Genomic DNA, 25,013 nt, shown 5'->3' with positions numbered 1-25,013 from the left:
TCGGCCAGATGCCGCACAGCGAGCCCGGCCGGCCGTCAGCTGTCCGCCGGGAGGAGCAGCGCGTAGTGGCGGACGGCCGTGAACACCGTCGGCTCGGGCAGGCCCAGTTCCGCCATGGCGGCCGAGGCGGGTTCGTGCCGCTCCCCGTTGACGCGGATCTCGGCGTGCATCGCGCCGGGCCGGCCCCCGTAGAAGACCTTGACCCCGTCGAAGAACGGCGACTGCAGGTCCTGGACGAAGGCGTGGGCGACGCGGTGCAGCACGTTCGCGTCGAGCAGGGCGGTCTGCAGGCGCCGGCTCTCCGCGGGGTCGACGCCGAGCCCGACCACGCCGGAGGCGATCATGTGCCGGCCGGGCACGCCGCGCTCGTCATCGGGGTCCGTGTGGTCGGCGAAGCGCCCGCGCGGGTCGAGGAGTTCGAGCATGCAGGCACCTGCGGTCCGCACCCACGTGTCGGCCGCGCGGCGCGGATCGCCGGACATCGCCACGACGCAGTCGGCGAAGCAGGGGACGTCCGGCTGGATGCTCACGTCCGGCAGTGCGACGAGGTCGTAGTGGTGCCCGCCGCCGTGATCCGGCGGTGCCACGCCCACCGCCCATCCCCGCGGACTGCTCAGCGAGTTGCCCTTGAGCGTGGAGCCCTGGGTCGCACCGGGCGCGTACTCCTCGAGACTCGCCTGCACGAGGGCGAGGAACTCCAGGTCGGGCAGGCGATCCTCGGCAGGCCGCGCGCCGCGCGCACGCCGTCGTATCCAGGGCATGCGGTGGATCTTACGGGAGCCGACCGGACCCGTTGCCGGCCTCGGCGGGCTTGACGGCACGGATCAGGGCGGAGTGCATGCCGTCGGCGACCGGATGGGTCGGGGTGATCTCTATGCCGGTGAAACCCGCGGCTTCGAGGCCCGCGCGGTATTCGGCGAAGGACAGGGCGCCGGCGATGCAGCCGACGTAGTCGCCGCGCTCGGCACGCTGCTCGACGGTGAGCGTGTCGTCCGAGACGATGTCGGACACGCCGATCCGGCCGCCGGGCCGCAGCACGCGGAAGGTCTCGGCGAACACGGCCGCCTTGTCCGTGGACAGGTTGATCACGCAGTTGGAGATCACCACGTCGACGGTGTTCGCGGGCAGCGGGATCGCCTCGATGGTGCCCTTGAGGAACTCCACGTTCCGCGCGCCGGCCTTCGCCGCGTTGGCCACGGCCAGTTCGAGCATCTCGTCGGTCATGTCCAGCCCGTACGCCGTGCCGGTCGGCCCGACGCGACGGGCGGACAGCAGGACGTCGATGCCGCCGCCGGAGCCGAGATCCAGGACGCGCTCGCCGGCGCGCAGCTCCGCCACGGCGGTCGGGTTGCCGCAGCCGAGGGAGGCGGCGACGGCCTCCACGGGCAGGGCGTCGCGCTCGTCCGCGGCGTACAGCGAGGAGCCGAAGTCGGCGTCGACCTCGACCGGCTCGGGCCCGCAGCAGGCGGCCGCACCCTCGGTGACCTGGACGGCCGCCGCCGCGTACCGGCGACGGACCGCTTCGCGCAGATCGGTGGACTGCTCGTTCATGACGCACCCCCAGGGTTCCTTGACGCAAGCCTGCGCCTTGGATCGACGGACGTCAACATAGAAGTCCGTCGAAGCAGGCAGGGAGGGGGCCGGGGGTGCCTCAGTACGCGTGGTGGACCTGCCAGAACGCCCAGGCGTCGCAGGGGCTGCCGTAGGCGGCGTTCATGTAGTTGAGCCCCCACTTGATCTGGGTCGCGGGGTTCGTCTGCCAGTCGGCGCCGACCGTGGCGTACTTGGACGCGGGCAGGGCCTGCACGAGGCCGTAGGCGCCGGACGAGGCGTTCATGGCGTGCATGTTCCAGCTGGACTCGCGCTCCACGATGTTGCTGAAGCACTGGTACTGCCCGCTGGGCACGATCTGCCGGGCCAGCGCCTGAAGCTCGGCGACGGAGTACGTCCGCTGCAGGGAGACAGCGGTGCCGCGGCTGGCGGCGCTCTTGGTCTCGGCGCGCTTCGCGGCTTCCTTCTTCGCCGTGGCCGTCCTGGCGGCGGCCTTGCGGGCGGCCTCCTCGGCCTCTTTCCTGGCACCGGCGTCCGCCTGCACGGCCTGCGCGTCGGCCTGCATCGCCAGGGACTCGGTCTGCACCTGGGCCTGCCGGCCCGCCGGAATGTCCGCGAGCAGCGTCGCGTCGGCCGCGCCGGCCTCGGCGCCGCCCGGCTGCGCGGCGCTGCCCGAGGCGACGCCTACAACGCTTCCGACGGCGGTGACCGCGGAGGCCGAGGCCACCGCGAATCCGCGGACCGAGATCGGGCTCACTGGTCTTCCTTCCGGGTGGTCCGTGGCGCCTTGCCCTGGAGGCGCGGGCAACTCGCCTCACGCATCCCGCAGTTGGAACACTCTGCCGCGCCGTGGCAGGGCGCGCAATGGTGAAGGAGGTGTGGATGCTCACATCTGAGGCGACACCCGCGAGCCCCCTTCGCCGGAACGGGGAGCCGCGGGCCGGTGTCACCCGGTGGGCGCCGCCCCCGGGTCCGCACGCCGGCCGGCGCGCACCAGACCGGTCTCGTAGGCGATGACGACGAGCTGGGCGCGGTCGCGGGCGCCCAGTTTCGTCATGGCCCGGTTGGCGTGGGTCTTTGCGGTGACCGGGGTGACGAAGAGGCGTTCGGCGATCTCGTCGTTGGACAGGCCCTGGCCCACCAGCGTCAGCACCTCGCGCTCCCGGGGAGTGAGCGCGGCCAGCCGGTCGGGGTCGACGAGGTCGCCCGCCGAGGGCTGGTCGAGGACGCGCGCGATGAGCCCCTTGGTGGCCGCCGGCGACAGCAGTGCCTCTCCGGCGGTGACCAGGCGGACGGCGTCGAGGAGCTGGGCGGGCTCGACGCCCTTGCCGAGGAACCCGCTCGCGCCCGCCCGCAGGGCCTCGATGACGAACTCGTCCTCCTCGAAGGTGGTCAGGACGAGGACCTTGACGCCGGTCAGGTCCTCGTCCCGGCCGATCAGGCGGGTCGCCTCGATACCGTCGACCCCGGGCATCCGGATGTCCATCACCACGATGTCGGCCCGCTCGGAACGCGCCAGCCGCACCGCCTCCGCGCCGTCGGCGGCCTCCGCGACGACCTCCATGTCCGGCTGGGCGTCGATGAGCAGCCGGAAGGTGCCGCGCAGCAGGGCCTGGTCGTCGGCGAGCAGGACGCGAATCGTCATCGGCGGTGCTTCCTCGGGGGGTCTCAGAGCGGGGCGGGGGCGAGGGACAGCGGCAGTTCGGCGACGACCCGGAAGCCGCCTTCGGGGCGTGGGCCCGCGGTGACGCTGCCGCCGATCGCGGTGGCCCGCTCCCGCATGCCGACCAGACCGTGACCGCCGCCCGTGCCCTTGGGCGGACCGGGGCGTCCGTCGTCGGTCACGGTGATCCGCAGCGCGAGCGGGCCGTAGTCCAGGATGACCTCGGCCCGGGTCGCGGACGCGTGCTTGTGGGCGTTGGTCAAAGACTCCTGGACGATGCGGTAGGCCGTCAGCTCGGTGGCGGGCGCCAGCGGGCAGGCGCTGCCGGTCCGGGTCACCGACACCGGCAGCCCGCCGGCCCGGATCCCGGCGACCAGCGGGTCGAGGTCGGCCAGGCGGGGGATCGGCGCGCGGGAGCCCGGTGCGTCGTCCGGCTGCCGCAACAGGCCGACGGTGGCACGCAGTTCGTCCAGCGCGGCGCGGCTGTTGTCCGTGATGTGGGCCAGGGCCTCGTACGCCCGGTCGGGGTCGGTGCGCATCAGATGGTGGGCCACCCCTGCCTGGGCGTTGACGAGGGTGATGTGGTGCGCGACCACGTCGTGCAGATCGCGCGCGATGCGCACACGCTCCTCGGTGACCCGGCGCCGGGCCTCCTCCTCACGCGTGCGCTCGGCGCGCTCCGCCCGCGCCCTCGCCTCCGTCAGATGCTCGCGGCGGCCGCGCACGGCACGGCCCAGGGCGGTGGCCGCGATCACGAAGTCGAACCGCAGCAGACCGCTCGCCCCCAGCAGGGACTCCGCGTGGGTGGCGGCGAAGACACCGGTGACCGCCACGGCGGCGGCGACGCCGACGATCCACGCCGTGCGCCTGCTGCCCCGGTCGGCGAGCGTGTACAGGGCGACCAGGCTCGCCGCCGGAGTGGCCGCCGTGTGCGGGGAGAAGGCCATCAGCGTGAGATCGACGGCCAGGGTGAGAAGGGCGACGCCCAGCGGCCGGCGGCTGCGGACGACCAGCGGCAGACAGGACAGCGCCGTCCACGCCACCTCCGCCCAGCGCGGCTCCCGCCAGCCCGAGGGGCCCACGGCCGTCGCGGCCGCGGCGATCAGGACCACCGGGACCGCGGGCAGCGCGTCCCTGATCCGTTCATGTCCGGCCGACCACCGCCGCCACACCGTTCCCACGTCCATTCCCTCACTGTAAGGAGCGCGGACCAGCCGGAAGCCGGCCCGCCCCGCCGGGCGCCGGGTGCCCTAGTCGGCCAGTCCGGCGGGCTGCGGCCTTCGATCCAGGTGGTGCGCCGGGGCCGGCTCGTCGTCCGCGGGGCCTTCCACGGACACCCGCGGCAGGGCCGCGTCCAGCCGGCGGGGCAGCCACCAGTTCGCCCGTCCGCACAGGTGCATGAGCGCCGGGACGACCACCATCCGGATCAGCAGCGCGTCGAGGGCGACGGCCACGGCGAGACTGACGCCGAACTCCGAGATCACCCGCATGCCGCCGAAGACGAAGGAGCCGAAGACGCAGAACATGATGGTGGCGGCGACGGCGATCACCCGGCCGGTCTCGGCCTGCCCGACCCGCACCGCCCGATGGCTGTCACCGGTGCGGGCCCACTCCTCACGCATCCGGCTGACCAGGAAGACCTGGTAGTCCATGGACAGCCCGAACATGATGCCGACGACCAGGATCGGCACGAACGACTCGATCGGCCCGGCGGCGCCCAGCCCGAGAAGCGAGGACCCGAAACCGTACTGGAAGACGACGACGATCGCGCCGAACGCCACCCCGATGCTCAGCACGTTCAGTACGGCGCCCACGGCCGGGACCAGCAGGCTGCGGAAGGCGACGGTCAGCAGCAGGAACCCGAGCGCGGCGATCACCAGCACGAACACCGGGAGCTTGGCCATCAGCACCGAGGCGAAGTCGTCGTTGCTCGCGGTGGTGCCGCCGACGTACACCTTCAGGGACGTGCCCCGCTCCACCGGCGGGATCACGTCCTTGCGCAGGCGGTCGATCAGATCGGAGGTGGCCGCCGACTGCGGGGAGGTCGTCGGCACCACGGAGATCACGCCGACCGTCCGCCCCTCGGCCATGGGGGGCGCGCCGACATCGGCGACCCCGTCGACCTGCCGCAGGTCGGTGATGAGCCGCGCCTCGGCGGCCTTGGCGGCGGCGGTGGGCGCCTGCACGGCGAGGACGAGCGGGCCGTTGAAGCCGGGTCCGAACCCGTCCGCGATCATGTCGTACGCCTGCCGGTTCGTGGACGTCGTGGGCAGGTTGCCGTCGTCGGAGGCACCGAGCCGCAGCGACAGCGTGGGAAACGCGAGCGCCGCCAGCACGGCCAGGGCGACCAGGCCGAGAGCCCTGGGCCGGGCCTGGACCCGCGCGGCCCACCGCCCCCACAGTCCGGCTCCGTCAGCGGGCGCGACCGCGCCGGCGGCCACAGCCCGGCGCTCGGCGCGCCCGAGGACCCGCAGGCCGATCATGGCGAGCAGCGCCGGCAGCAGGGTGATGGCGGCCAGCACCGTCAGGACGACGGTGACGGCCGCGCCGACGGCCATGCCGTTGATGATGCCGACGTTCAGGGTGAGCATCCCGAGCAGCGCGACCACGACGGTCAGCCCGGCGAACACCACCGCCCGCCCCGACGTGTTCAGCGACTTGGCGATCGACTCGGCCACTCCCATACCCGCCTTCAGGTGGGCGCGGTGCCGGTTGACGACGAACAGGGCGTAGTCGATCCCCACGCCCAGGCCGATCAGGGAACCGAGGGTCAGCGTCGTGTCGGACAGCGTGATGACGTGGCTGAGCAGGATCACCGCGACCGCGGAGGTGCCGACGCCGACGACGGCCGTCACGATCGGCAGCACCGCGACCCACACCGCGCGGAAGACGCACAGCAGCACCACGAAGGCCAGTGCGATGCCCATGGCGTCGGCGACCGGATTCGGCGCGGGGGCGACGGTGAACGCCTGCCCGTTCAGCGCGATGCGCAGGTTCCCCGACTCCGGGGCGGTCGCCAGATCCTCGACGTGGGCGATCTGCCCGTCGGCCGCCTCGCGGTCGAACGCGACGGTGGCGTAGGCGGTGCGGCCGTCCCCGCTGACCTGCGCCCGGCCCGCGGCCGTGAAGGGGCTGGTGACGGAGGCGACGCCCGGCGCGTCGGCGATACGGCCCAGCGCGCCCGCCATGGCCTTCTCGGCCGTCGGATCGGTGACCCTGCCGTCGTCGACCTGCCAGACGACCCGGCCGCTCTTGCCCGCCGCGCTGTCGGAGGCTCGCTGCAGCAGGGCCGTCGCCTTGGCCGAGTCGGTGTTCTGGGAGGTCGGGCTGTTGCCGAAGGCACTGCCGGCCGCACCGGCCCCGGCCCCGAGGGCGAGCAGCAGGCCCACCCAGACCAGGACGACGGCGAGCCGGTGCCGGTGGCACCAGCGGGCGAGAGGGGACATCGACGAGCCTTTCGGGGGATACGCCACGATCGGGCCGCCGATCACGGCCCGTCCTCACGCTCGCAGCCCCACGTCCTGTCGTCGTCGGCCGTCCGCAGACACTTGCGCCTGCTGCGATCGCAGTACCCCGGCGACCAAGAGCCGAAGGGCGTAGGCCTCGACGACCTGGTAGTCCTCCCCGAGCACCTCCCCGTTCCTGACGGCGGCATGACGCGGCCGCCCCGCCGGCGAGGACGGGACGGCCGCATTGCGAAGGTCACCCGGATCGTGTCACCCGGTGGCCGAGAACACGAAGGAGAACTCGGCCGGCTCGGCCCGCAGCCAGTACGGGGGCAGCACGCCGGGCCCGCAGGACCCGGTGCCGATGCCGTGCAGGCCGTGGTCGAGATTGACCCACACCGTCTCGCCGGGCGTCAGGTCGGTGAGGTGGGTGGCCGCGTCCAGCTGCTCGGTCGTCCAGCGCCGGGCGGTGAGGAAGAACTCCGGGTCGCCCTCCACGCGCAGCCCGCCGATCTCCGCCCAGCGCACGTCGGCACGCGCCCCGTTCTCCTGCGGACGCAGGTACGGCGTCTGCATGCCGTCCACGGTCGACTCCCAACGCGCCACCCGCGAGGCCGACTTGGTGTCGGGGTAGCCCTCGCCGGGGCCGCCGCCGTACCACGTCACCGCGTCGGCCCCCTGAAGTCCGAACCGGACACCCAGCCGGGGCAGCGGCACCGGCCACTCGCCCTCCGGGCCCACGGACACCGTCAGCTTCAGACGGTCGCCGTCCGAGGTCCACCGGTACACGGTGGCGAGGCCGAACTCCCAGGCGGCGGGCGCCACCCGGGTACGCACGGTCAGCGCGTCACCGTCGAGCTCGACGGAGTCCAGCCGGTGCCGCATACGGTGCAGGCCGAACTTGCGCCACAGCTGCGCGTACCGGGTGTCGGACTGCCACTCCGCGCCCTCGTCGTTGTCGGTCGTCGCCCGCCACACGTCCAGCCGCAGGCCGCTGACCGCGACACCGCCGATGGACCTCAGCGCCCCGCTGCGGGCGTCGAACGCGGCCGGGCCGAGCGTGATCACACCGCCGTCGGCCACCGGTGCCGCGCTCGCGGACACCACCGGCAACGGCCGCGCTGCCACGGTCACCTGGCCCCAGGCCACCTCGTGACCCTTCGGCGCCCAGGAGGCATCGGCCGCCAGCGACGCCCGCACCGTCCACAGGGTCTCGGCGCCCGTGTGCCCGTGCGGCGGTTCGGGCAGCTTGACCTCCGCCGACTCGCCCGGGCCGAGCGCGGGCACGGCCAGGGCGCCCGATCCGGCGGTCTCGCCGTCCACTTGGTACGACCACTCGAAGGCGAAGGCCGAAAGGTCGGCGAAGTCCTGCTTGTTCGTCACCCGCACGGTGCCGTCGGACGGCTCGAGGGAGACGGGCTCGATGACCTTCTTGAACTCCAGCAGGCCGGGGGAGGGGCGCCGGTCCGGGAAGATCAGGCCGTCGCACACGAAGTTGCCGTCGTGCAGCTCCTCGCCGAAGTCGCCGCCGTAGGCGTAGCCCAGCTCGGCGTGCTTGACGCCGTGGTCGATCCACTCCCAGATGAAGCCGCCCTGGAGGCGGTCGTAGGAGTCGAACAGCCGCTGGTAGTCGGCGATGCCGCCGGGGCCGTTGCCCATGGCGTGCCCGTACTCGCAGAGAATGAAGGGCAGTTCGCGACGCTTGTGCGTGCCGCCGTCCAGGTCCTTGCCGATGGCCTCGACCTCGGCGTGCGAGGCGTACATCCGCGAATAGACGTCCGTGTCACGGCAGTTCCAGTCGCCCTCGTAGTGCACGAGGCGGGAGGAGTCCCGGCCGTGGATCCACTCGGCCATCGCGGTCAGGCCACGCCCGGTGCCGGCCTCGTTGCCCAGCGACCAGATGACCACCGACGGATGGTTCTTGTCCCGCTCCACCATGCGCTCGGCGCGGTCGAGGAGGGCCGGGGTCCAGCGGTCGTCGTCGACGGGGTTGTCCCGCCAGGGCCTGCTCGGTGAAGCCGTGGGTCTCCAGGTCGCACTCGTCGATGACCCACAGGCCCAACTCGTCGCACAGGTCGAGGAAGGCGGGGTGCGGCGGGTAGTGGGAGGTGCGCACGGCGTTGAGGTTGTGCCGCTTCATCAGCAGCACGTCCTCGCGCATCGTCTCCAGGTCCAGGGCGCGGCCCTGCTCCGGGTGCCACTCGTGGCGGTTGACGCCCTTGAAGAGCACCGGCCGGCCGTTGACCTTGATCAGGCCGTCGGCCAGCTCCACGGTACGGAATCCGATGCGCAGCGGGACCCGTTCGCCCTCGGTGACCAGCTCGCCGTCGTACAGCTTCGGCACCTCGGCCGACCACGGCTGGACCGGGACCGTGACCGTCGTGCCCGTCTCGACATCGATGTCCAGGGCGGGCACGAGCACCCGCCCGTCGACGTCGGAGTCGACGCGCAGGGTGCCCTCGCCCATGGCGTGGTCGTAGGAGGCGTGCACGAAGAAGTCGAGCGCGCTGCCCACCGGGCGGTGCAGCAGCGTTACGTCACGGAAGATGCCGGGCAGCCACCACTGGTCCTGGTCCTCCAGGTAGGAGCCGGCCGACCACTGGTGGACGCGGACGGCGAGCACGTTGCCGCTCGGCTTGAGCAGGTGCCCGACGGCGAACTCGTGCGGCAGCCGGGAGCCCTTGAACTCGCCGATGTCCGTGCCGTTCAGCCAGACACGGGCGCAGGACTCCACGCCGTCGAAGCGGAGCACCGCCCCGCCCTCGGCCGGCCAGTCGGCGGGCAGGTCGAAGACGCGCAGGTGGTCGCCGGTCGGGTTCTCCGTCGGGACGCGCGGCGGGTCGACCGGGAAGGGGTAGAGGTGGTTGGTGTAGATCGGCAGACCGAAGGCGCCGTCGCCCTGGAGCACCCAGTGACCCGGGACCGTGACCTCGCCCCAGTCCCCGGCGTCGAAGCCGGGCTCGGCGAACGAGTCGTCCTCGGCGTCGGCGGTCGGCGACACACGCAGCCGCCAGCTGCCGTTGAGCGAGAGTGACGTCGCGTCGGAGGACGCGTACCAGGCACGGGGCGGAAGGGCCCCGCTGCCGGGCGAGACGTCCTCGACGTAGTCGAAGCATGGGGGTCCCCCCGCTCGAGCGGAGCCGAGAGTGGGGGAGGTGGTACGGAAAGACATCGGTCTCCAGGTCGTGAGTGGAGGGCGTCAGCCCTTGATACCGGTCTGCGCGATCCCCTGCACCAGCCAGCGCTGGAGGAAGAGGAACACGAAGATCAGGGGCAGGATGGAGATGGCGGTGGCCATGAAGATCAGGTGGAAGTTGACCGTCTGGTTCGTCATGAAGGAGGACAGGGCGATCTGGACGGTCCAGGAACTCGGGTCCTGTCCGATGACCAGGGGCCACAGGAAGGAGTTCCAGGCGCTGATGAAGGTGATCGTGGCGATCGCCGCGAAGAAGTTCAGCGAGTTGGGTACGACGATCCGCCAGTACGCACCCCAGTAACCGAGCCCGTCCACGCGTGCCGCCTCCTCCAGCTCCTTGGGGAATCCCAGGAAGTACTGCCGGAAAAGGAAGCACGTGAAACCACTGAACAGCCCCGGGATGATCAGGCCGCGGTAGGTGTCCACCCAGCCGAGGGACGAGACCAGCACGAAGCTGGGCACGAAGGTGACGGCCGTGGGGACCATGAGGGTCGCGAGGACCGCGTAGAAGACCTTGTTGGCGTGCTTGTAGGGGATGCGGGCCAGGCCGTAGCCGGCCAGGGAGCAGACCAGAAGGGTGCCGAGGGTGGTCAGGACGGCGACGATGAGGGAGTTCACCATAGAGCGGCCGAACTCGACCGTGGGATCGTCGAACAGCTCGGAGACGTTGGCCCACTGGAACGACGGCAGCAGCTTCCAGTTCTCGCCCGTGATCTCCGGGTCTGTGGAGAGGGCGTTGCGGAAGATCAGGTAGAACGGGACCAGGAACAGCAGGGCCGCGACGCCGACGGAGAAGTACAGTCCCGTGTTGCCGAGGATCCCCCGGGCCTTCTTGTGCTGCTTGCCGACCTGATGAGGTGCGGTGGTGGTCACTTGGACTCATCCCCCCTTCCGAAGCCCATGAACTTGCCCTGGACCAGGGTGACGAGGCAGATGAGCAGGGACAGGATGACCGCGCCGGCGCTGCCGGCGCCGTAGTCCTGGTTGGTCCCGAGTGCTGCCTTGTAGAGCTCCATGAGCGGTGTCTGGGCCCAGGTCGCCTTGGTGCCGATGATGTTGAAGAACTCGTCGAACGCCTGGTAGGCGGCGATCAGCAGCAGCAGGATCACCGCGGTCGAGGTGGCCCGCAGCTGCGGCAGCGTGATGTACCGGAAGGTCTGCCAGCCCTTCTTGGCGCCGTCGATGGCGGCGGCCTCGTACAGCTCGGCCGGGATGTTCTGCAACGCCGCCAGGAAGAGGATCATGTAGAACCCGGACTGGATCCACAGGCGCAGGGTCACGATGACCAGCCAGTACCAGGGCGGGGTCGGGTCCGCCAGGTAGGCGATGTTGTCGACGCCGAACCAGCCGAGGACGGTGTTCATCAGACCGAAGCGGACGCCGCTGAAGATGGACATCTTCCAGATCAGCGCGGCGGCGACGTAGGACACGGCGGTCGGCAGGAAGAACACCGAGCGGAAGAAGGCCCGCATGAAACGCAGCTGGTTCACCAGCAGTGCCAGCCCCAGCGACAGGGCCCAGGTCGTCGGCACGATGAAGGCGGCGAACACGCTGAACGTCAGCAACGAGTCGGGGAAGTTGCTGTTGGTCAGGATCTGCTTGTAGTTGTCGAGGCCGATGAAGTTGCTCGGCGTGACCGTGTACCGGGCGTCGAAGAAGCTGAGCCAGATGCTCCAGACGATCGGCACGAAGACGAAGATCACCAGGCCGATGAGGAAGGGGCCGGTGAAGAGCCAGAAGTTGAGCGTCGGGTTGCCCCGCAGGCCCCGCCGCGGCCGGGCCTGGGAGGCCTTGGCCGGGGCGGGCTGGGCGACCCCGCGTGTGGTGGTGGTCGACATGTCGTGGTCCGCCCGGCGGCCTATCCGAACAGCTTCTTGAGTTCGACGTTGACCTTCTTGTCGCAGGCGTCGAGCGCCGCCTCCGGGTTGCCGTTCTTGCGCACGGAGGATGCGATCACGTCGTTGAACGCGGTGATCATCACCTGGTCGAAGCCGATGTTGTCGAAGTGGCCGTAGTCGGTGAAGAGCTTGACCGCCTCGGCGGGCAGACCCGACTTGAGCTTGGTGGCCGAGTTGGCTATCGAGGTGCGCGGCGGGATGTGGAAGCCGTAGGACAGCGCCCAGTCCTCCTGGTACTTCTTCTGGTCGATCCACAGCCACTTGACGTATTCCTTGGCGGCGTCGACGTTCTTGCTCTTGGCGTTGACGAAGATCGACCAGCCGCCGTTGTAGACCGACAGCTTGCCTGCGCTGCCGATCTTCGGGAACGGGAAGATACCCAGGTCGTCGCCGAGGGCCTTCTGCATGGCCGGCATCGACCACATGCCGCCCCACTGGATCGCGCACAGACCCTGGTTGAGGGCCGAGGGGTCCCAGAAGTCGGTGGGGGCGTCCAGCAGCACGTGGCCGCTGGTGAACAGCGTGCGCAGCTTCTTCAGGCCCTCGACGACGCCGTCCGTGTGGTACCCGATCTTGTTGCTCGCGTCGAGGGTCTCCGCGCCGGCCGAGAAGATCAGGTTGTTCTGGATCGCCGTGAAGTCGTTGCCGAGGAAGACGCCCTTGACCTTGTCGGTGGTGAGCTTGGCCGCCGCGTCCAGCAGCTCGTCGAGCGTGGTCGGGACGTCGACCTTGGCCTTCTCCAGCATCGACTTGCGGTAGTAGAAGAACTGCGGGTCGTCGATCATCCGGATGCCGTAGATCTTGCCGTCGACCGTGTGCGACTTGATGTCGTTCGGGTTGAAGTCGTCCTTCACCGGGTCGATGAGGTCGCTGAGGTCGGCGACCTGGCCGCTCTTGACCATCTGCAGCTGCGGGTGGAACTCGAAGACGTCCGGGGGCCTGCTTGGTGAGCAGCGCGGAGAAGAGCTTCGCCTCGAAGTTGTTGCCCGTGATCCAGTTGGTGCTGACGCCGGCCTTCTTGTACGCCGCCGCGTACCGCTTGATGGCCTGCTCGGTGCCCGCCTCGCCGTAGGCGTGGAAGTACTGCACGAGCTGGGTGCCGGACCCACCGCTCCCGCCCCGCCCGTTGTTGCTGCCGCACGCGGCGAGGGTGCCGGCGGCGGCCATGCCCGCGGCGGCCCGGAAGAGGGACCGGCGGGAGAAGTTGTCGTTGCTCAATGCCGACATGCTGACGTCCTTGTCTCGAGTGCGGCTGCGGCTCTGCGGCTCAGCGCCCGGTGGCTCGAATCTGATTGCAGGGCCGGACGCTAAGCTTTCGATCAGGGCTTAGGCAAGGGGTTGGACGAAGTCTGCGCGAAATGTTGTCTGCCGTTCGGCATGCCGAACGCAAGCACTTTCCATGGGAGTTGAGATAAGTGAGGGCCGCCGGCCAGGGGTGGCCGGCGGCCCTCGAAACGGCGAGTGCTACGAGGTCACTGCCGGGACCACGCCTCGTTGCCGCCGCCGTTGCAGCTGTAGAGGATCACTCCACTGCCGTCGGCGGTCGCCTGTCCGCTGACGTCCAGGCACTTGCCGGACGCCTCGCTGAGGATCTGGCCGTTGGCGTTGAGCAGCCAGCGCTGGGACGCGTCCCCGGTGAAGTCGGGGGTCGTCGTCAGCCCCGAACTCCCGGCCGTCAGATAGCCGTTCACACTCTTCAGGGCGCCCTTTCCGTCGTACGACCACAACTGTTCCGCCCCGCCCGTGCAGGTGCTGATGGCGGCTCCCGAGGCGTCCGCGGTCAGGCACTTGCCGGACTGCGTGCCCGCCAGGGCGCCCGTGACCGCCGTACTGCCCCGGCCCTTCTGGTCGAAGACGTACGTCGTGACGGAACGCGCGGCGAGGGTGGCCGAGACCGTGCCGCCGCTCACCGACGGCTTGCCCACCTTGGCCCAGTCCTCGGTCGCCGAGGTCCGCACGGCCTGGGTGGCCCGTGCCGGATTCCTGCTGTTGAAGTGCAGACTCAGCGGTGTGTCGGTGGTGTTGTGGTTGTTGACCACGACCACCCACTTGCCGCCGGAGTCGTAGGAGGAGACCTCGACCCCGTCCGGCGCCCCGGTCACGTTGTGCGCGACCGAGCCCGGCCGGACGAACTTGCTGTACTGGCCGAGCGCGTAGTACCGCTTGGTGAAGTACAGGTTCTGGTTGCCGTTCGTCGCGTAGTCGGGGTCGTAGTAGACCAGTCCGTCGTTCCAGCCGGCTTCGTTCTTCTCGGTGGGGGAGGTGCCGTAGCCGCTGGCCAGCGCCACCCACCACTGGAAGGCCGAGTCGTGGGCGCTCGCGAAGTCCTTGTAGATGATCCGCGACATCAGCAGGGCGTTGTCGATGGTGGGGTCGTACTCCTGGTTCCAGCCCGTCGAGCCCTTGCCGAAGCAGCAGATCTCGGTGGCCCAGGACTTCTGGCCGACGGCCCTCGACGTCTCGTAGACGTTGGCGAGCTGTCCGTCGTTCGGATTGTTGTACGTGTGGTGGGCGAGCGCCGACACGTACTGCCGCGTCCCCGGCTGTGAGATCCACTGGGGCAGCTCGGAGACGAACTGGGTGGTCTGGCTGGACTCGTCGGCGATGATCGACGTCTTCTGCTTGCGGGCCCGCTGCTCGGCGCCCAACGTCCGGACGATGTCGTCGCGTTGGTCGACCGTGACCTTCATGCCCTCCTGGCCGCACGAACCGAAGTCGTTGTCGGGCTCGTTGAAGGGGCTGATGTAGTCCAGCTTGACGCCCTGGCGGGCGAAGTGGTCGGTGACGTCGGCGACGTACTTGGCGTAGTCGCCCTCGTTCTCGGCCTTCAACTGCCCGCCGCAGCTCTGCCCGTTGGTGGTCCATGCGGCCGGTGCGCTGTTGACGAACCCGATCAGGTCCTTGACGCCGTACTTCGCGGCGTACTTGAGGAAGGTCCGGCCGCCCTTGTCCCTGCTCCAGTCGTAGGAGCCGTCGGCGTTCAGGAAGTCCTCGGCGGCGCGGGCCGGGGTGGTGACCGCGACTCCGCCGCCGCCGATGTTGTAGCGGTAGGAGGACAGGGCGAGGCCCTGCCTGGAGAACAGCAGCTTCGCCACCCGGGCCTGCACGTCGGGCGCGAAGTGCTGCAGGTCGTTGACCCACCAGGCGCCCGAGGCGCCGATGTCGTCGATTCTCTGGGCGGCGTGGGGGGAGACCTCGGCCGCCGTGGGGGTGGCGGCCGAGGCGGTCGGGGCGGATATCAGGGGGCCGGTGACGGCGAGCGCGGCCGCGGCCGTCAGCAGGAGCGGTCTCCTGCGGTGGGGGTGAGTCACGTGCATCCCTTCCGTCGTCATGAAGGTGGTGCGGTACGGCTCCTTGCGGGGGTGGTGCGTCTGCCCGTCCTCTGGCTCACCGACTGCAGGGCCCCTTCGAGCGCGAACGTGGCCGCGCCCAGGCACACCGGGTCGGTGGGGATGGGGGAGAGGACGATCTCGGTGGCGGCCATCGGCCGCTTCAGCGCGTGCCGCCCGACGGCGGCGCGCACCTCGTCCAGCAGCGGCTCGGCCAGTTTTTTGGCGACCCAGCTGCTCAGGACGACCACTTCGGGGTTGAACAGGTTGACCAGGTCGGCGATGCCCGCGCCGAGGTAACGGGCCGTGTCCCGGACGACCTTGACGGCCTCCGGGTCGTGCGCGGCGACCGCCGCGGCGAGCGCGTCGATGGTGGCCGTCTGGTCCTCGGGGTGCAACAGCGTACTGCGCGGGCTGAGTTCGCGCAGGTTCAGCATGATCCCGGGGGCCCCGACATACGTCTCCACGCAGCCGTGGTTGCCGCAGTGGCACAGCCGGCCGTCCAGGACGATCGTGTTGTGTCCCCACTCGCCGGCGCTGTTGCTCACGCCCCGGTGCAGCGCGCCGTCCAGGATCAGGCCGGCACCCACGCCGGTGCCGAGGTTGACCACCACGGCGTCGCGGCGCCCGCGCGCGGCCCCGAACCACAGCTCGGCCACCGCGCAGGCGCGCAACGGGTTGTCCAGGTGGAGGGGGTAGGCGATGACCTCGGAGAGCAGGTCGAGCAGTGGCACATCGTGCCAGTCCCAGTTGGGCGCGTACTCGGAGATGCCCGTGGCGCGGTCCACCTGCCCGGGCACGCTCACTCCGACGCCCAGCACCCGGGCGCCCTCCACGCCGGCCTGGGTGACGACGGCGCCGACGGCCGCGGCGACATGGCCGACGACCTGCTCGGGCCGGTTCTCGCCGGGCCGCATCTCCTCCATGGCGCGGGCCAGGACGTTCAGCCCGAGGTCGAAGAGCTCGACGCGGACGTACGTCTCCGCGATGTCGACGCCGATCAGGGCGCCGCCCGAGGTGTTGACGGCCACCAGGCCCCGGGGGCGGCCGCCCGCCGAGTCCTCAAAGCCGACCTCGGTGATCATGCGCAGGTCGAGGAGTTCGCCGACGAGTGTGGCGACGGTGGCCAGGCTCAGGCCCGTGGCGGCCGCCAGCTCCTGGCGGGAGGTGGGAGACTCGGCGATGATCTGGCGCAGCACCTCGTAGCGGTTCGCGGTTCGGATGTCACGCGATGTGCGCTTCACTGGAGTCTTCACTGACGTTCGTCCCCATCCCTTCCCAGGCCGGTACCGGCCGGGTCGGCAGTGAACACCAGCACCGGCGCGGCGCAAGGTTATGGCCTGCGGGGGACTTTCGACAAGGGATTGGGAAAGGGTTGAAAAACCCGGACCTGCCGTCTTGGCTGCCGTGGCCGTAAGCATAAGCCCCCGAGGGGGCGGTGCCGGCGCGGATCGGCATGCCGACTCCGGAGTCCGCCAAGTTGCGCGCCTCGCAACCTAGTGCGTATAGCGATACCGGTACTAGCATGCCTCGCGTATCTACGGCGCGAGCGAGACGAGGCACCATGGCTCCCTTGCAGTACGACTTCGTCATCGTCGGCGGCGGTTCGGCCGGCAGTGCACTGGCGAACCGGCTCTCCGCGGACCCGGCGAACAAGGTGCTGGTCCTGGAAGCGGGCCGGTCCGACTACCCGTGGGACGTCTTCATCCACATGCCCGCGGCCCTGACGTATCCCATCGGCAGCCGCTTCTACGACTGGAAGTACGAGTCGGAGCCCGAGCCCCACATGGGCGGCCGGCGCATCTACCACGCCCGCGGCAAGGTGCTCGGCGGTTCCAGCAGCATCAACGGCATGATCTTCCAGCGCGGCAACCCCATGGACTACGAGCGCTGGGCCGCCGATCCGGGGATGGAGGCGTGGGACTACGCCCACTGCCTGCCCTACTTCCGGCGCATGGAGAACTGTCTGGCCGCCGACCCGGACGACGAGTTCCGCGGCCACGACGGCCCCCTCGTCCTGGAGCGCGGCCCCGCCACGAACCCGCTGTTCACCGCCTTCCAGAAGGCCACCGAGGAAGCCGGCTACGCGCCCACGGACGACGTCAACGGCTACCGGCAGGAGGGCTTCGCCAAGTTCGACCGCAACGTCCACCGCGGCCGCCGCCTCTCGGCCTCCAAGGCCTACCTCAAGCCCGTCATGAAGCGGCCCAACCTCACCGTCACCACCCGCGCCCTGGTCACCCGCGTCCTGTTCGAGGGCAAGCGGGCCGTCGGTGTCGAGTACCGGCGCGGCAAGGGCGCCCCCCAGCAGGTCCGCGCCAAGGAGGTCATCCTCTGCGGCGGCGCCATCAACTCCCCGCAGCTCCTGCAGCTCTCCGGCGTCGGCAACGCGCGGGAGCTGAGCGCGCTCGGCATCGACGTCGTCCACGACCTGCCGGGCGTCGGTGAGAACATGCAAGACCACTTGGAGGTGTACGTCCAGTACGCCTGCAAGCAGCCGGTCTCCATGCAGCCGTACATGGCGAAGTGGCGCGCGCCCTTCATCGGCCTGCAATGGCTGTTCCGCACGGGTCCCGCCGCCACCAACCACTTCGAGGCCGGCGGTTTCGCCCGCAGCAACGACGACGTCGACTACCCCAACCTGATGTTCCACTTCCTGCCCGTAGCCGTCCGCTACGACGGCTCCTCGCCCTCCGGCGGCCACGGCTACCAGGTGCACGTGGGCCCCATGTACTCCGACGCGATCGGCTCGGTGAAGATCAAGAGCCGGGACCCGCGCGAGCACCCGGCGCTGCGCTTCAACTACCTGTCCACCGAGCAGGACCGCCGCGAGTGGGTCGAGGCGATCCGGGTCGCCCGCAGGATCCTCAACCAGCCCGCCATGGCCCCCTACAACGGCGGGGAGCTCTCGCCGGGGCCGAAGGTGGAGACCGAGGAGGAGATCCTCGCCTGGGTCGCCGAGGAGGGCGAGACCGCCCTCCACCCGTCCTGCACGTGCAAGATGGGCACGGACGAGATGGCCGTGGTCGACCCGGCCAGTATGCGGGTGCACGGCGTCGAGGGACTGCGCGTCGTCGACGCCTCCGTCATGCCGTACGTCACCAACGGCAACATCTACGCGCCCGTGATGATGGTCGCCGAGAAGGCCGCCGACCTGATCCTCGGCAACGAGCCCCTCGCCCCGTCCAAGGCCGCCTACTACCGCCACCGCGGCGCCCAGAAGCAGGCCGGGTAGACCTTGGCCGGCCAAGCACTGCGCGCGCTGCTGGAGCACGTCCGCTACGAGGTGCTGCCCGCGGCGGCGACGGAGGAGAAGGTGCTCGCGCACGTCCCGCGCGACGTCGTGGTCACGGTCACGGCGTCGCCGGTCAAGGGACTGGAGCCGACCCTGGAACTGACCGGGCGGCTCGCCGCGCACGGCTACCGCGTCGTCCCGCACGTGCCCGCGCGACTGCTGCGGGACGACGTCCACCTCAAGGAGGTCGTCGCCCGGCTGCGCGAGGCGGGCGTGGACGACGTCTTCGTACCGGCGGGTGACGCCGACCCGCCGGCGGGGCCCTACGACGGCGCCCTGCCGGTGCTGGTGAGGCTCGGCGAGCTGGGCGCGCCCTTCGCCCGGGTCGGCATCACGGGCTACCCCGAGAGCCATCCCCGCATCCACGACGACCTGACCGTCCAGGCGATGTGGGACAAGCGTGCGCACGCCACGTACATCGTCAGCAACCTGTGCTTCGACGCGCGGGTGCTGGGGGAGTGGATCGCGCGCGTGAGGCGCCGGGGAGTGACGCTGCCGCTGTACGTGGGCGTCGCCGGCCCCGTGCAGCGGGCCAAGCTGCTGGCCGTCGCGACGAAGATCGGCGTAGGGGAGTCGACGCGGTTCCTGAGCAGGCACCCGTCGTGGTTCCTGCGGTTCGCCGCTCCCGGGGGCCATGCGCCGGAGCGGCTGCTGGAGCGCGGTGAGGCGGCACTGACCGCACCGGCGTCCGGTGTGGCGGGCCTGCACCTGTTCACCTTCAACCAGATCGCCGAGACCGAACGCTGGCGCCGCACCTTTCTGGAGCGGCTGGGCGGCTGACACGACGGCGGGGCCGGGCGGGGCGGATCGATGTCCGTCCCGCCCGGCCCCGCCACTGTGCGCGCCCCCGAGCCGTGCGGTCCCCCTGCACGGCTGTGTGGTCGCCGTATACAGCTGTGTGGTCGCCGTATACAGAGGACGGCCCGCAAGGCTCAGCGGAAGACGACCGTGCGGTTGCCGTCCACCATCACGCGGCTCTCGCTGTGCCACTTCACCGCGTGCGCCAGCACCTGCGCCTCCACGTCCCGGCCGACCGTCACCAGTTCGCCGGGGTCGAGGGAGTGGTCGACGCGGACCACGTCCTGCTCGATGATCTGGCCCTCGTCCAGGTCCGGCGTGACGTAGTGCGCCGTCGCGCCGACCAGCTTCACACCGCGGGCGTACGCCTGCTCGTAGGGGCGCGCCCCCTTGAAGCTCGGGAGGAAGGAGTGGTGGATGTTGATGGCGCGGCCCTCGAGCTGCTTGCACAGGTCGTCGGAGAGGATCTGCATGTAGCGGGCCAGCACGACCAGGTCGACGTCCAGCTCGCGCACCAGCTCCAGCAGTCGGGCCTCGGCCTCGGGCTTGGTGTCCTTGGTGACGGGGACGTGGTGGAAGGGGATGCCGTAGGTCTCGGCCAGCCCCTCGAAGTCCCGGTGGTTGGAGACGATCGCCGGGATCTCGATGTTCAGGGACCCGGTGCGCCGGCGGAAGAGCAGGTCGTTCAGGCAGTGGCCGAACTTGGACACCATGATCAGCGTCCGGGTCGGGGTCGCGGCGTCCCGCATGGTCCAGGAGATGCGGTGGGCCTCCGCGACCGGGCCGAACCGGTAACGCAGGGTTTCCAGGTCCGCGATCGGATCGGAAACGTCGAAGTGGACCCTCATGAAGAAGCGGCCCTTGAGCCGGTCGTCGAACTGCTGGCTCTCCAGGATGTTGCCGGAGTTCCTGACCAGGAAGCCGCTCACGGCATGGACCAGTCCCGCGCTGTCGGGACAGGAGAGGGTGAGGACGTACTCGCGGCCTGACTGCGGACGAGGGAACTTAGGGGACACGGCGGCCTCCGTCGGTGCGCATTGCACAACTCAGTGAGCGATACGCAACATAGTCCGGGCTTGCGGGACTCTCGGTCAAGAGAGAAGGGGCCTTTGGACCCTTGCCGAATCGTCATCGGCGGACCCCTTGACGTATGTCCTCACATTCGCCAGGGTGTTCCACCACAAGCAATACGGTGCACGATGCGCAACGCATTTCGGTTGAAGGGCTGGGCGCGTGGCAGACCTGTATGTGGACGGTGAATGGCGGGAGTCGGTGGCCGGTGGCCGCCGCGAGATCCGCTGTCCCGCTGACGGCACGCTCGCCGCGACCGTCTCCGAGGCGACGCGCCCCGACACCGAGGCGGCGATCGCCGCGGCCCGCCGCGCCTTCGACGAGGGCCCCTGGCCGCGCACCCCCGAGCGCGAGCGCGGCGCCCTCCTGCTGCGCACCGCCGACATCCTGGAGCGGGACGCCAAGGACATCGCCCGCGCCGAGTCGCTGGACACCGGCAAGCGGCTGGTGGAGAGCGAGTACGACATCGCCGACGTCGTCTCCTGCTTCCGCCACTACGGCGGGCTCGCCGGCACCGACGCCGGACGCGTCATCGACACCGGACGCGACGACGCCGTCAGCCGGGTCGAGTACGAGCCGGTCGGGGTGTGCGGACTGATCACACCGTGGAACTACCCTCTGCTGCAGGCGAGTTGGAAGGTCGCCCCGGCCCTCGTGGCCGGCAACACCTTCGTCCTCAAGCCCAGCGAGCTCACCCCCTCCACCTCCATCCTGCTGATGCGGGCCCTTCAGGAAGCGGGACTGCCCGCGGGCGCCGGCAACCTCGTCCTGGGCGCCGGACCCGAGGCGGGCGCCCCGCTCTCCGAACACCCCGCGGTCGACATGGTCTCCTTCACCGGAGGACTGGAGACCGGCAAGCGGATCATGGCCACCGCCGCCGCGACCGTGAAGAAGGTCGCCCTCGAACTCGGCGGCAAGAACCCGAACGTCGTCTTCGCGGACGCCGACTTCGACGCGGCCGTCGACTTCGCCCTGACCGCCGTCTTCCTGCACTCCGGGCAGGTCTGCTCGGCCGGCGCCCGCCTGATCGTCGAGGACGTGCTGCACGACCGGTTCGTCGACGAGGTCGTCCGCCGCGCCCGGAACATCCGGCTCGGCGGCCCCTTCGACCCCGACGCCGAGACAGGCGCGCTGATCTCCGCCCAGCACCTGGCGAAGGTCGAGGCGTACGTCGCCGCCGGGCTCGCCGAGGGCGCCGTACTGCGCTGCGGCGGCGCACGACCCGACGACCCCGCCCTCGCGGGCGGCTTCTACTATCCGCCGACCGTCCTCGACGAGTGCCGGCAGGACATGCGGGTCGTGCACGAGGAGTCCTTCGGACCCGTGCTGACCGTCGAGCGCTTCACCGGCGAGGACGACGCGGTCCGCATCGCCAACGACACCGAGTACGGGCTCGCCGGAGCCGTCTGGACGCAGGACGCGGGCCGCGCCCAGCGGGTCGCCCGGCGGCTGCGCCACGGCACGGTGTGGATCAACGACTACCACCCCTATGTGCCGCAGGCGGAATGGGGTGGCTTCGGGCACTCGGGCACGGGCCGGGAGCTGGGACCGACCGGCCTCAACGAATACCGCGAGCCCAAACACATCTGGCAGAACATCCAACCTCGGCCGCAGCACTGGTTCCGCGGCTGAACGCCGAAATGAGGTCGAACGTGACCACCACACAGACCGAGGTGCCGCAGCGGCGCGGCGGGCCCCAGGACTCGGCCGGCACGCCGGTGATCTCCGTGCGCAGGCTGTGGAAGGTGTTCGGGCCGAAGGCCGAGAAGGTGCCGGAGTCCGAGGAGCTGTGCGGACTCAGCCGCCGCGAGCTCATGGACCGTACCGGCTGCACGGCTGCCGTCCGGGACGTCGGCTTCGACGTCGCCCCCGGCGAGGTCTTCGTCGTCATGGGTCTTTCCGGCTCCGGCAAGTCCACGCTCGTGCGCTGTCTGACCCGGCTGATCGAACCCACCTCCGGCGAGGTCGTCTTCGAGGGCGAGGACATCCGGGGCGCCGACGCGGCCCGGCTGCGCGAGCTGCGCCGCCGCAAGTTCTCCATGGTCTTCCAGCACTTCGGGCTGCTGCCGCACCGCCGGGTCGTCGACAACGTGGCCTTCGGCCTGGAGATCCGCGGCATGAGCAGGGCCGAACGCACCAAGCGGGCCCTGGAGGTCGTGGACCTGGTCGGCCTCTCCGGCTACGAGAACTCCTACCCCGACCAGCTCTCCGGCGGCATGCAGCAACGCGTCGGCCTGGCACGGGCGTTGGCCGGTGAACCGGACGTCCTCTTCTTCGACGAGCCGTTCTCCGCGCTGGACCCGCTGATCCGCCGCGACATGCAGAACGAGGTCATCCGGCTGCACCACGAGGTCGGCAAGACCATGGTGTTCATCACCCACGATCTCTCCGAGGCGCTCAAGCTGGGCGACCGCATCCTGATCATGCGCGACGGCAGGACGGTCCAGTGCGGCACCGGCGACGAACTCGTCGGCGCCCCGGCCGACGACTACGTCCGCGAGTTCGTCAAGGACGTGCCGCGCGGCGAGGTCCTCACCCTGCGCTGGATCATGCGCCCGCCGGCCGACGGCGACGAACTGGACGGCCCCGAACTCGGCCCGGACGTCGTCGTACGGGAGGCCACCCGCACGGTGCTGGCCGCCCACAAGCCGGTCAAGGTCGTCGAGAACGGCAAGCTGCTCGGCATCGTCGGCGACGAGGAGATCCTCTCCGTGGTCGCCGGGCAGGAAGGCGGCGCATGATGGCCGTCACCATCGAGAAACCCGACGAGAAACCGGGCACGGCGGAGAAGACGCTCCCCGCCGCTCCCGTGGAGAAGACCCGCAGGATCAGCCGGGCCATGGTGGTCGGCGCCGTCCTGGTCGTCTGGCTGGTGCTGTTCGCCGTGCTGCGCGGCCGGCAGACCCTGTCCCTGGCCGCGGCCGACCTCACCGGTCTGCACAAGTGGCTGAACGACCTGAACGACTCCATCGGCGCCAACCGCAACTCCAACCCGCTGTTCCTGTACTTCTTCAACGAGATCCGGCTGGTCATCGACAACCTGGTGACCTTCATCCAGCACCTGATCTCCCAGCCGTCGGGCGCCCGTCCGGTCCCGCAGATCGGCTGGCTCGGCGTGGTCGGCCTGGCGGGCTATGTCTCCTGGGCCGTCGGCAACTGGCGGGTGGCGCTGCTGGCGGTGGCGGGCTTCACCTTCTTCGGGCTGCAGGGCCTGTGGCAGGAGAGCATGGACACCCTCGCGCTCACCGTCTCCGCGGTGTTCGTGGCGCTGCTCTTCGCGATCCCGCTCGGGGTGTGGGCCGGTCTGTCGGACCGCTTCAACCGGGTCGTCACGCCGTTCCTCGACTTCATGCAGACGATGCCCACCTTCGTCTACCTCGCCCCGCTGACCCTGATCTTCCTGATCGGCGGTGCCTCGGCCACCATCGCCACCGTCATCTACGCGGCCCCGCCGACGATCCGCATCACCGCGCACGCCATCCGCAACGTGTCGAAGACGACCGTCGAGGCGGCCGACTCGCTGGGCGCCACCCGCCGGCAGTCGCTGCTGAAGGTCCTGCTGCCGATGTCCAAGCGGACCGTGGTGATGGGTGTCAACCAGACCATCATGGCCGCCCTGGCCATGGTGACCATCGCGGCGCTGATCAACGCTCCCGGACTCGGCGCGAACGTCATCCAGGCCCTGCAGTCGCTCGACGTGGGCACGGCCTTCAACGCGGGCCTCGCCATCGTCGTCATGGCGATCGTGCTGGACCGGGTCACCACCGCGGCCAGCGCCCGCGAGGAGACCTCGCGCAACGCCAAGGACCGCTTCGCCAGGTGGCGCCGGCCGCTGCTGGGCGCCGGCGCGGTCCTCACACTGGTCCTGATCTACCTGTCGCACACCTACCTGTGGGCGGCCGACTTCCCCGGCGACGGCACCGTGGGCACCCACATCGCCAGTGCCGCCGACACCGCGACCAACTGGGCGCAGGACCACCTGTCGGGCCTGACCAACGCCATCCGCGACGCCCTCACCAACGGCCTGCTCAACCCGTTCCAGACCCTCCTCACCGACTCCCCGTGGTGGCTGGTGGGTGCGGTGCTGGTCGTGCTGGGCGTGGTGCTCGGCGGCTGGAAGGCAGGCGTCACGGCGGCCGTGTGCGTGGGTCTGCTGGTCGGCACCGGTCTGTGGTCGGACGCCATGACCACGCTGGCCTCGACGCTGGTGGCGACCGTGCTGGTGATGGTCCTCGGCATCGTCTTCGGCGTGTGGATGGGCCGCAGCGCGCTCGTGGACCGCATCATCCGGCCCAGCCTCGACGCGGCCCAGGTCATGCCGCCGTTCGTCTATCTCGTGCCGTTCCTCGCGCTGTTCGGCGCCACCCGCTTCACGGCGATCGTCGCCGCCGTCGTCTACGGCGCGCCCGTCGCCATGAAGATCATCGCCGACGGGATCCGGGCCGTGCCGGAGACCACCGTGGAGGCGGCCACCTCCGCCGGGTGCAACACCTGGCAGATCATCACCAAGGTTCAACTGCCGATGTCACGCAGTGCCCTGACGCTCGCGACCAACCAGGGCCTGATCTACGTGCTGTCGATGGTTGTGGTGGGCGGCCTGGTAGGAGCGGGCGCCCTCGGCTACGACGTCGTGGCCGGATTCTCGCAGGGTGAGCTGTACGGCAAGGGGCTGGCGGCGGGACTCGCCATCGTACTGCTCGGAGTCATGTTCGACCGGATCACTCAGGCAGCGGCGCGACGCGCGAGCGCTTAAAGGAGCAGGACAC

General features: G+C 70.4%; 16 protein-coding genes and 2 pseudogenes. 5 read left to right on the top strand and 13 right to left on the bottom strand.

The window, feature by feature from the left end:
- Positions 1–35 precede the first annotated feature (35 nt).
- The 12 genes and pseudogenes from LN251_RS33570 to LN251_RS33515 form a co-directional block, all read right to left on the bottom strand.
- Complete coding sequence (locus LN251_RS33570; RefSeq protein ID WP_458247912.1) at positions 36–761, bottom strand: DUF6348 family protein; 726 nt, start codon at positions 759–761, stop codon at positions 36–38.
- A gap of 10 nt (positions 762–771) precedes the next feature.
- Entirely contained in the window at positions 772–1,551 is a 780-nt protein-coding gene (gene arsM, locus LN251_RS33565; RefSeq protein WP_458247911.1) for an arsenite methyltransferase, read from the bottom strand.
- Between the two features lie 100 nt (positions 1,552–1,651).
- Positions 1,652–2,308: an aggregation-promoting factor C-terminal-like domain-containing protein gene (locus tag LN251_RS33560; RefSeq protein ID WP_458247910.1), complete on the bottom strand. Its 657-nt coding sequence runs from the start codon at positions 2,306–2,308 to the stop codon at positions 1,652–1,654.
- A 189-nt stretch (positions 2,309–2,497) separates the two neighbouring features.
- Complete coding sequence (locus LN251_RS33555) at positions 2,498–3,196, bottom strand: response regulator (RefSeq protein WP_458247909.1); 699 nt, start codon at positions 3,194–3,196, stop codon at positions 2,498–2,500.
- A gap of 23 nt (positions 3,197–3,219) precedes the next feature.
- Positions 3,220–4,401 (bottom strand): sensor histidine kinase, encoded by a 1,182-nt coding sequence (locus LN251_RS33550; protein ID WP_458247908.1) that lies wholly within the window; start codon positions 4,399–4,401, stop codon positions 3,220–3,222.
- A 63-nt stretch (positions 4,402–4,464) separates the two neighbouring features.
- Positions 4,465–6,660, bottom strand: coding sequence for an MMPL family transporter (locus tag LN251_RS33545; RefSeq protein WP_458247907.1), 2,196 nt, complete (start codon positions 6,658–6,660; stop codon positions 4,465–4,467).
- A 270-nt stretch (positions 6,661–6,930) separates the two neighbouring features.
- A pseudogene (locus tag LN251_RS33540) lies at positions 6,931–9,832 on the bottom strand (glycoside hydrolase family 2 TIM barrel-domain containing protein).
- Positions 9,833–9,859: 27 nt separating this feature from the next.
- The gene (locus tag LN251_RS33535) at positions 9,860–10,729 is read right to left on the bottom strand and encodes a carbohydrate ABC transporter permease (RefSeq protein WP_458247906.1); all 870 of its coding nucleotides are present in this window, start codon (positions 10,727–10,729) and stop codon (positions 9,860–9,862) included.
- Positions 10,726–11,694 (bottom strand): carbohydrate ABC transporter permease, encoded by a 969-nt coding sequence (locus LN251_RS33530; RefSeq protein WP_249838458.1) that lies wholly within the window; start codon positions 11,692–11,694, stop codon positions 10,726–10,728. Before LN251_RS33530 ends, LN251_RS33535 begins: the two co-directional genes overlap by 4 nt.
- Positions 11,695–11,714: 20 nt before the next feature.
- Positions 11,715–12,981: pseudogene (locus LN251_RS33525) on the bottom strand (ABC transporter substrate-binding protein).
- A gap of 245 nt (positions 12,982–13,226) precedes the next feature.
- Positions 13,227–15,071: a glycoside hydrolase gene (locus tag LN251_RS33520; RefSeq protein ID WP_458247905.1), complete on the bottom strand. Its 1,845-nt coding sequence runs from the start codon at positions 15,069–15,071 to the stop codon at positions 13,227–13,229.
- Positions 15,072–15,082: 11 nt separating this feature from the next.
- The gene (locus tag LN251_RS33515; protein WP_458247904.1) at positions 15,083–16,327 is read right to left on the bottom strand and encodes an ROK family transcriptional regulator; all 1,245 of its coding nucleotides are present in this window, start codon (positions 16,325–16,327) and stop codon (positions 15,083–15,085) included.
- Positions 16,328–16,647: 320 nt separating this feature from the next.
- On the opposite strand from LN251_RS33515, the gene betA reads away from it, so the two are divergent.
- Both betA and LN251_RS33505 read left to right on the top strand, forming a co-directional pair.
- Complete coding sequence (gene betA / locus LN251_RS33510) at positions 16,648–18,318, top strand: choline dehydrogenase (RefSeq protein ID WP_458247903.1); 1,671 nt, start codon at positions 16,648–16,650, stop codon at positions 18,316–18,318.
- A gap of 3 nt (positions 18,319–18,321) precedes the next feature.
- Positions 18,322–19,158 (top strand): 5,10-methylenetetrahydrofolate reductase, encoded by an 837-nt coding sequence (locus tag LN251_RS33505; RefSeq protein WP_458247902.1) that lies wholly within the window; start codon positions 18,322–18,324, stop codon positions 19,156–19,158.
- 152 nt (positions 19,159–19,310) lie between these two features.
- On the opposite strand, the gene purU is transcribed toward LN251_RS33505, so the two are convergent.
- Positions 19,311–20,192: a formyltetrahydrofolate deformylase gene (gene purU, locus LN251_RS33500; protein ID WP_458247901.1), complete on the bottom strand. Its 882-nt coding sequence runs from the start codon at positions 20,190–20,192 to the stop codon at positions 19,311–19,313.
- Positions 20,193–20,409: 217 nt separating this feature from the next.
- Here purU and LN251_RS33495 point away from each other — a divergent pair, with 217 nt between their 5' ends.
- Genes LN251_RS33495 through LN251_RS33485 form a run of 3 tightly spaced genes read left to right on the top strand, consistent with a single transcriptional unit; the run spans position 20,410 to position 25,000 of the window.
- Positions 20,410–21,879, top strand: coding sequence for an aldehyde dehydrogenase family protein (locus LN251_RS33495; RefSeq protein ID WP_458247900.1), 1,470 nt, complete (start codon positions 20,410–20,412; stop codon positions 21,877–21,879).
- Between the two features lie 20 nt (positions 21,880–21,899).
- The gene (locus tag LN251_RS33490) at positions 21,900–22,988 is read left to right on the top strand and encodes a quaternary amine ABC transporter ATP-binding protein (protein ID WP_107416203.1); all 1,089 of its coding nucleotides are present in this window, start codon (positions 21,900–21,902) and stop codon (positions 22,986–22,988) included.
- Positions 22,988–25,000 (top strand): ABC transporter permease, encoded by a 2,013-nt coding sequence (locus LN251_RS33485; protein WP_458248224.1) that lies wholly within the window; start codon positions 22,988–22,990, stop codon positions 24,998–25,000. The genes LN251_RS33490 and LN251_RS33485 overlap by 1 nt, the downstream gene beginning before the upstream one ends.
- The last annotated feature ends 13 nt before the right edge of the window (positions 25,001–25,013 follow it).

The organism is Streptomyces sp. MAI_2237, assembly GCF_054189285.1.
The sequence above is the reverse complement of the archived record's forward strand: the minus strand, read 5'-3'. Positions and strand labels throughout refer to the sequence as shown.

Coding starts and splice junctions, on each gene's coding strand:
- betA (WP_458247903.1), top strand. CDS start 16,648: ATGGCTCCCTTGCAGTACGACTTCGTCATCGTCGGCGGCGGTTCGGCC.
- LN251_RS33545 (WP_458247907.1), bottom strand. CDS start 6,660: ATGTCCCCTCTCGCCCGCTGGTGCCACCGGCACCGGCTCGCCGTCGTC.
- LN251_RS33530 (WP_249838458.1), bottom strand. CDS start 11,694: ATGTCGACCACCACCACACGCGGGGTCGCCCAGCCCGCCCCGGCCAAG.
- LN251_RS33570 (WP_458247912.1), bottom strand. CDS start 761: ATGCCCTGGATACGACGGCGTGCGCGCGGCGCGCGGCCTGCCGAGGAT.
- LN251_RS33555 (WP_458247909.1), bottom strand. CDS start 3,196: ATGACGATTCGCGTCCTGCTCGCCGACGACCAGGCCCTGCTGCGCGGC.
- arsM (WP_458247911.1), bottom strand. CDS start 1,551: ATGAACGAGCAGTCCACCGATCTGCGCGAAGCGGTCCGTCGCCGGTAC.
- LN251_RS33485 (WP_458248224.1), top strand. CDS start 22,988: ATGGCCGTCACCATCGAGAAACCCGACGAGAAACCGGGCACGGCGGAG.
- LN251_RS33520 (WP_458247905.1), bottom strand. CDS start 15,071: ATGCACGTGACTCACCCCCACCGCAGGAGACCGCTCCTGCTGACGGCC.
- LN251_RS33550 (WP_458247908.1), bottom strand. CDS start 4,401: ATGGACGTGGGAACGGTGTGGCGGCGGTGGTCGGCCGGACATGAACGG.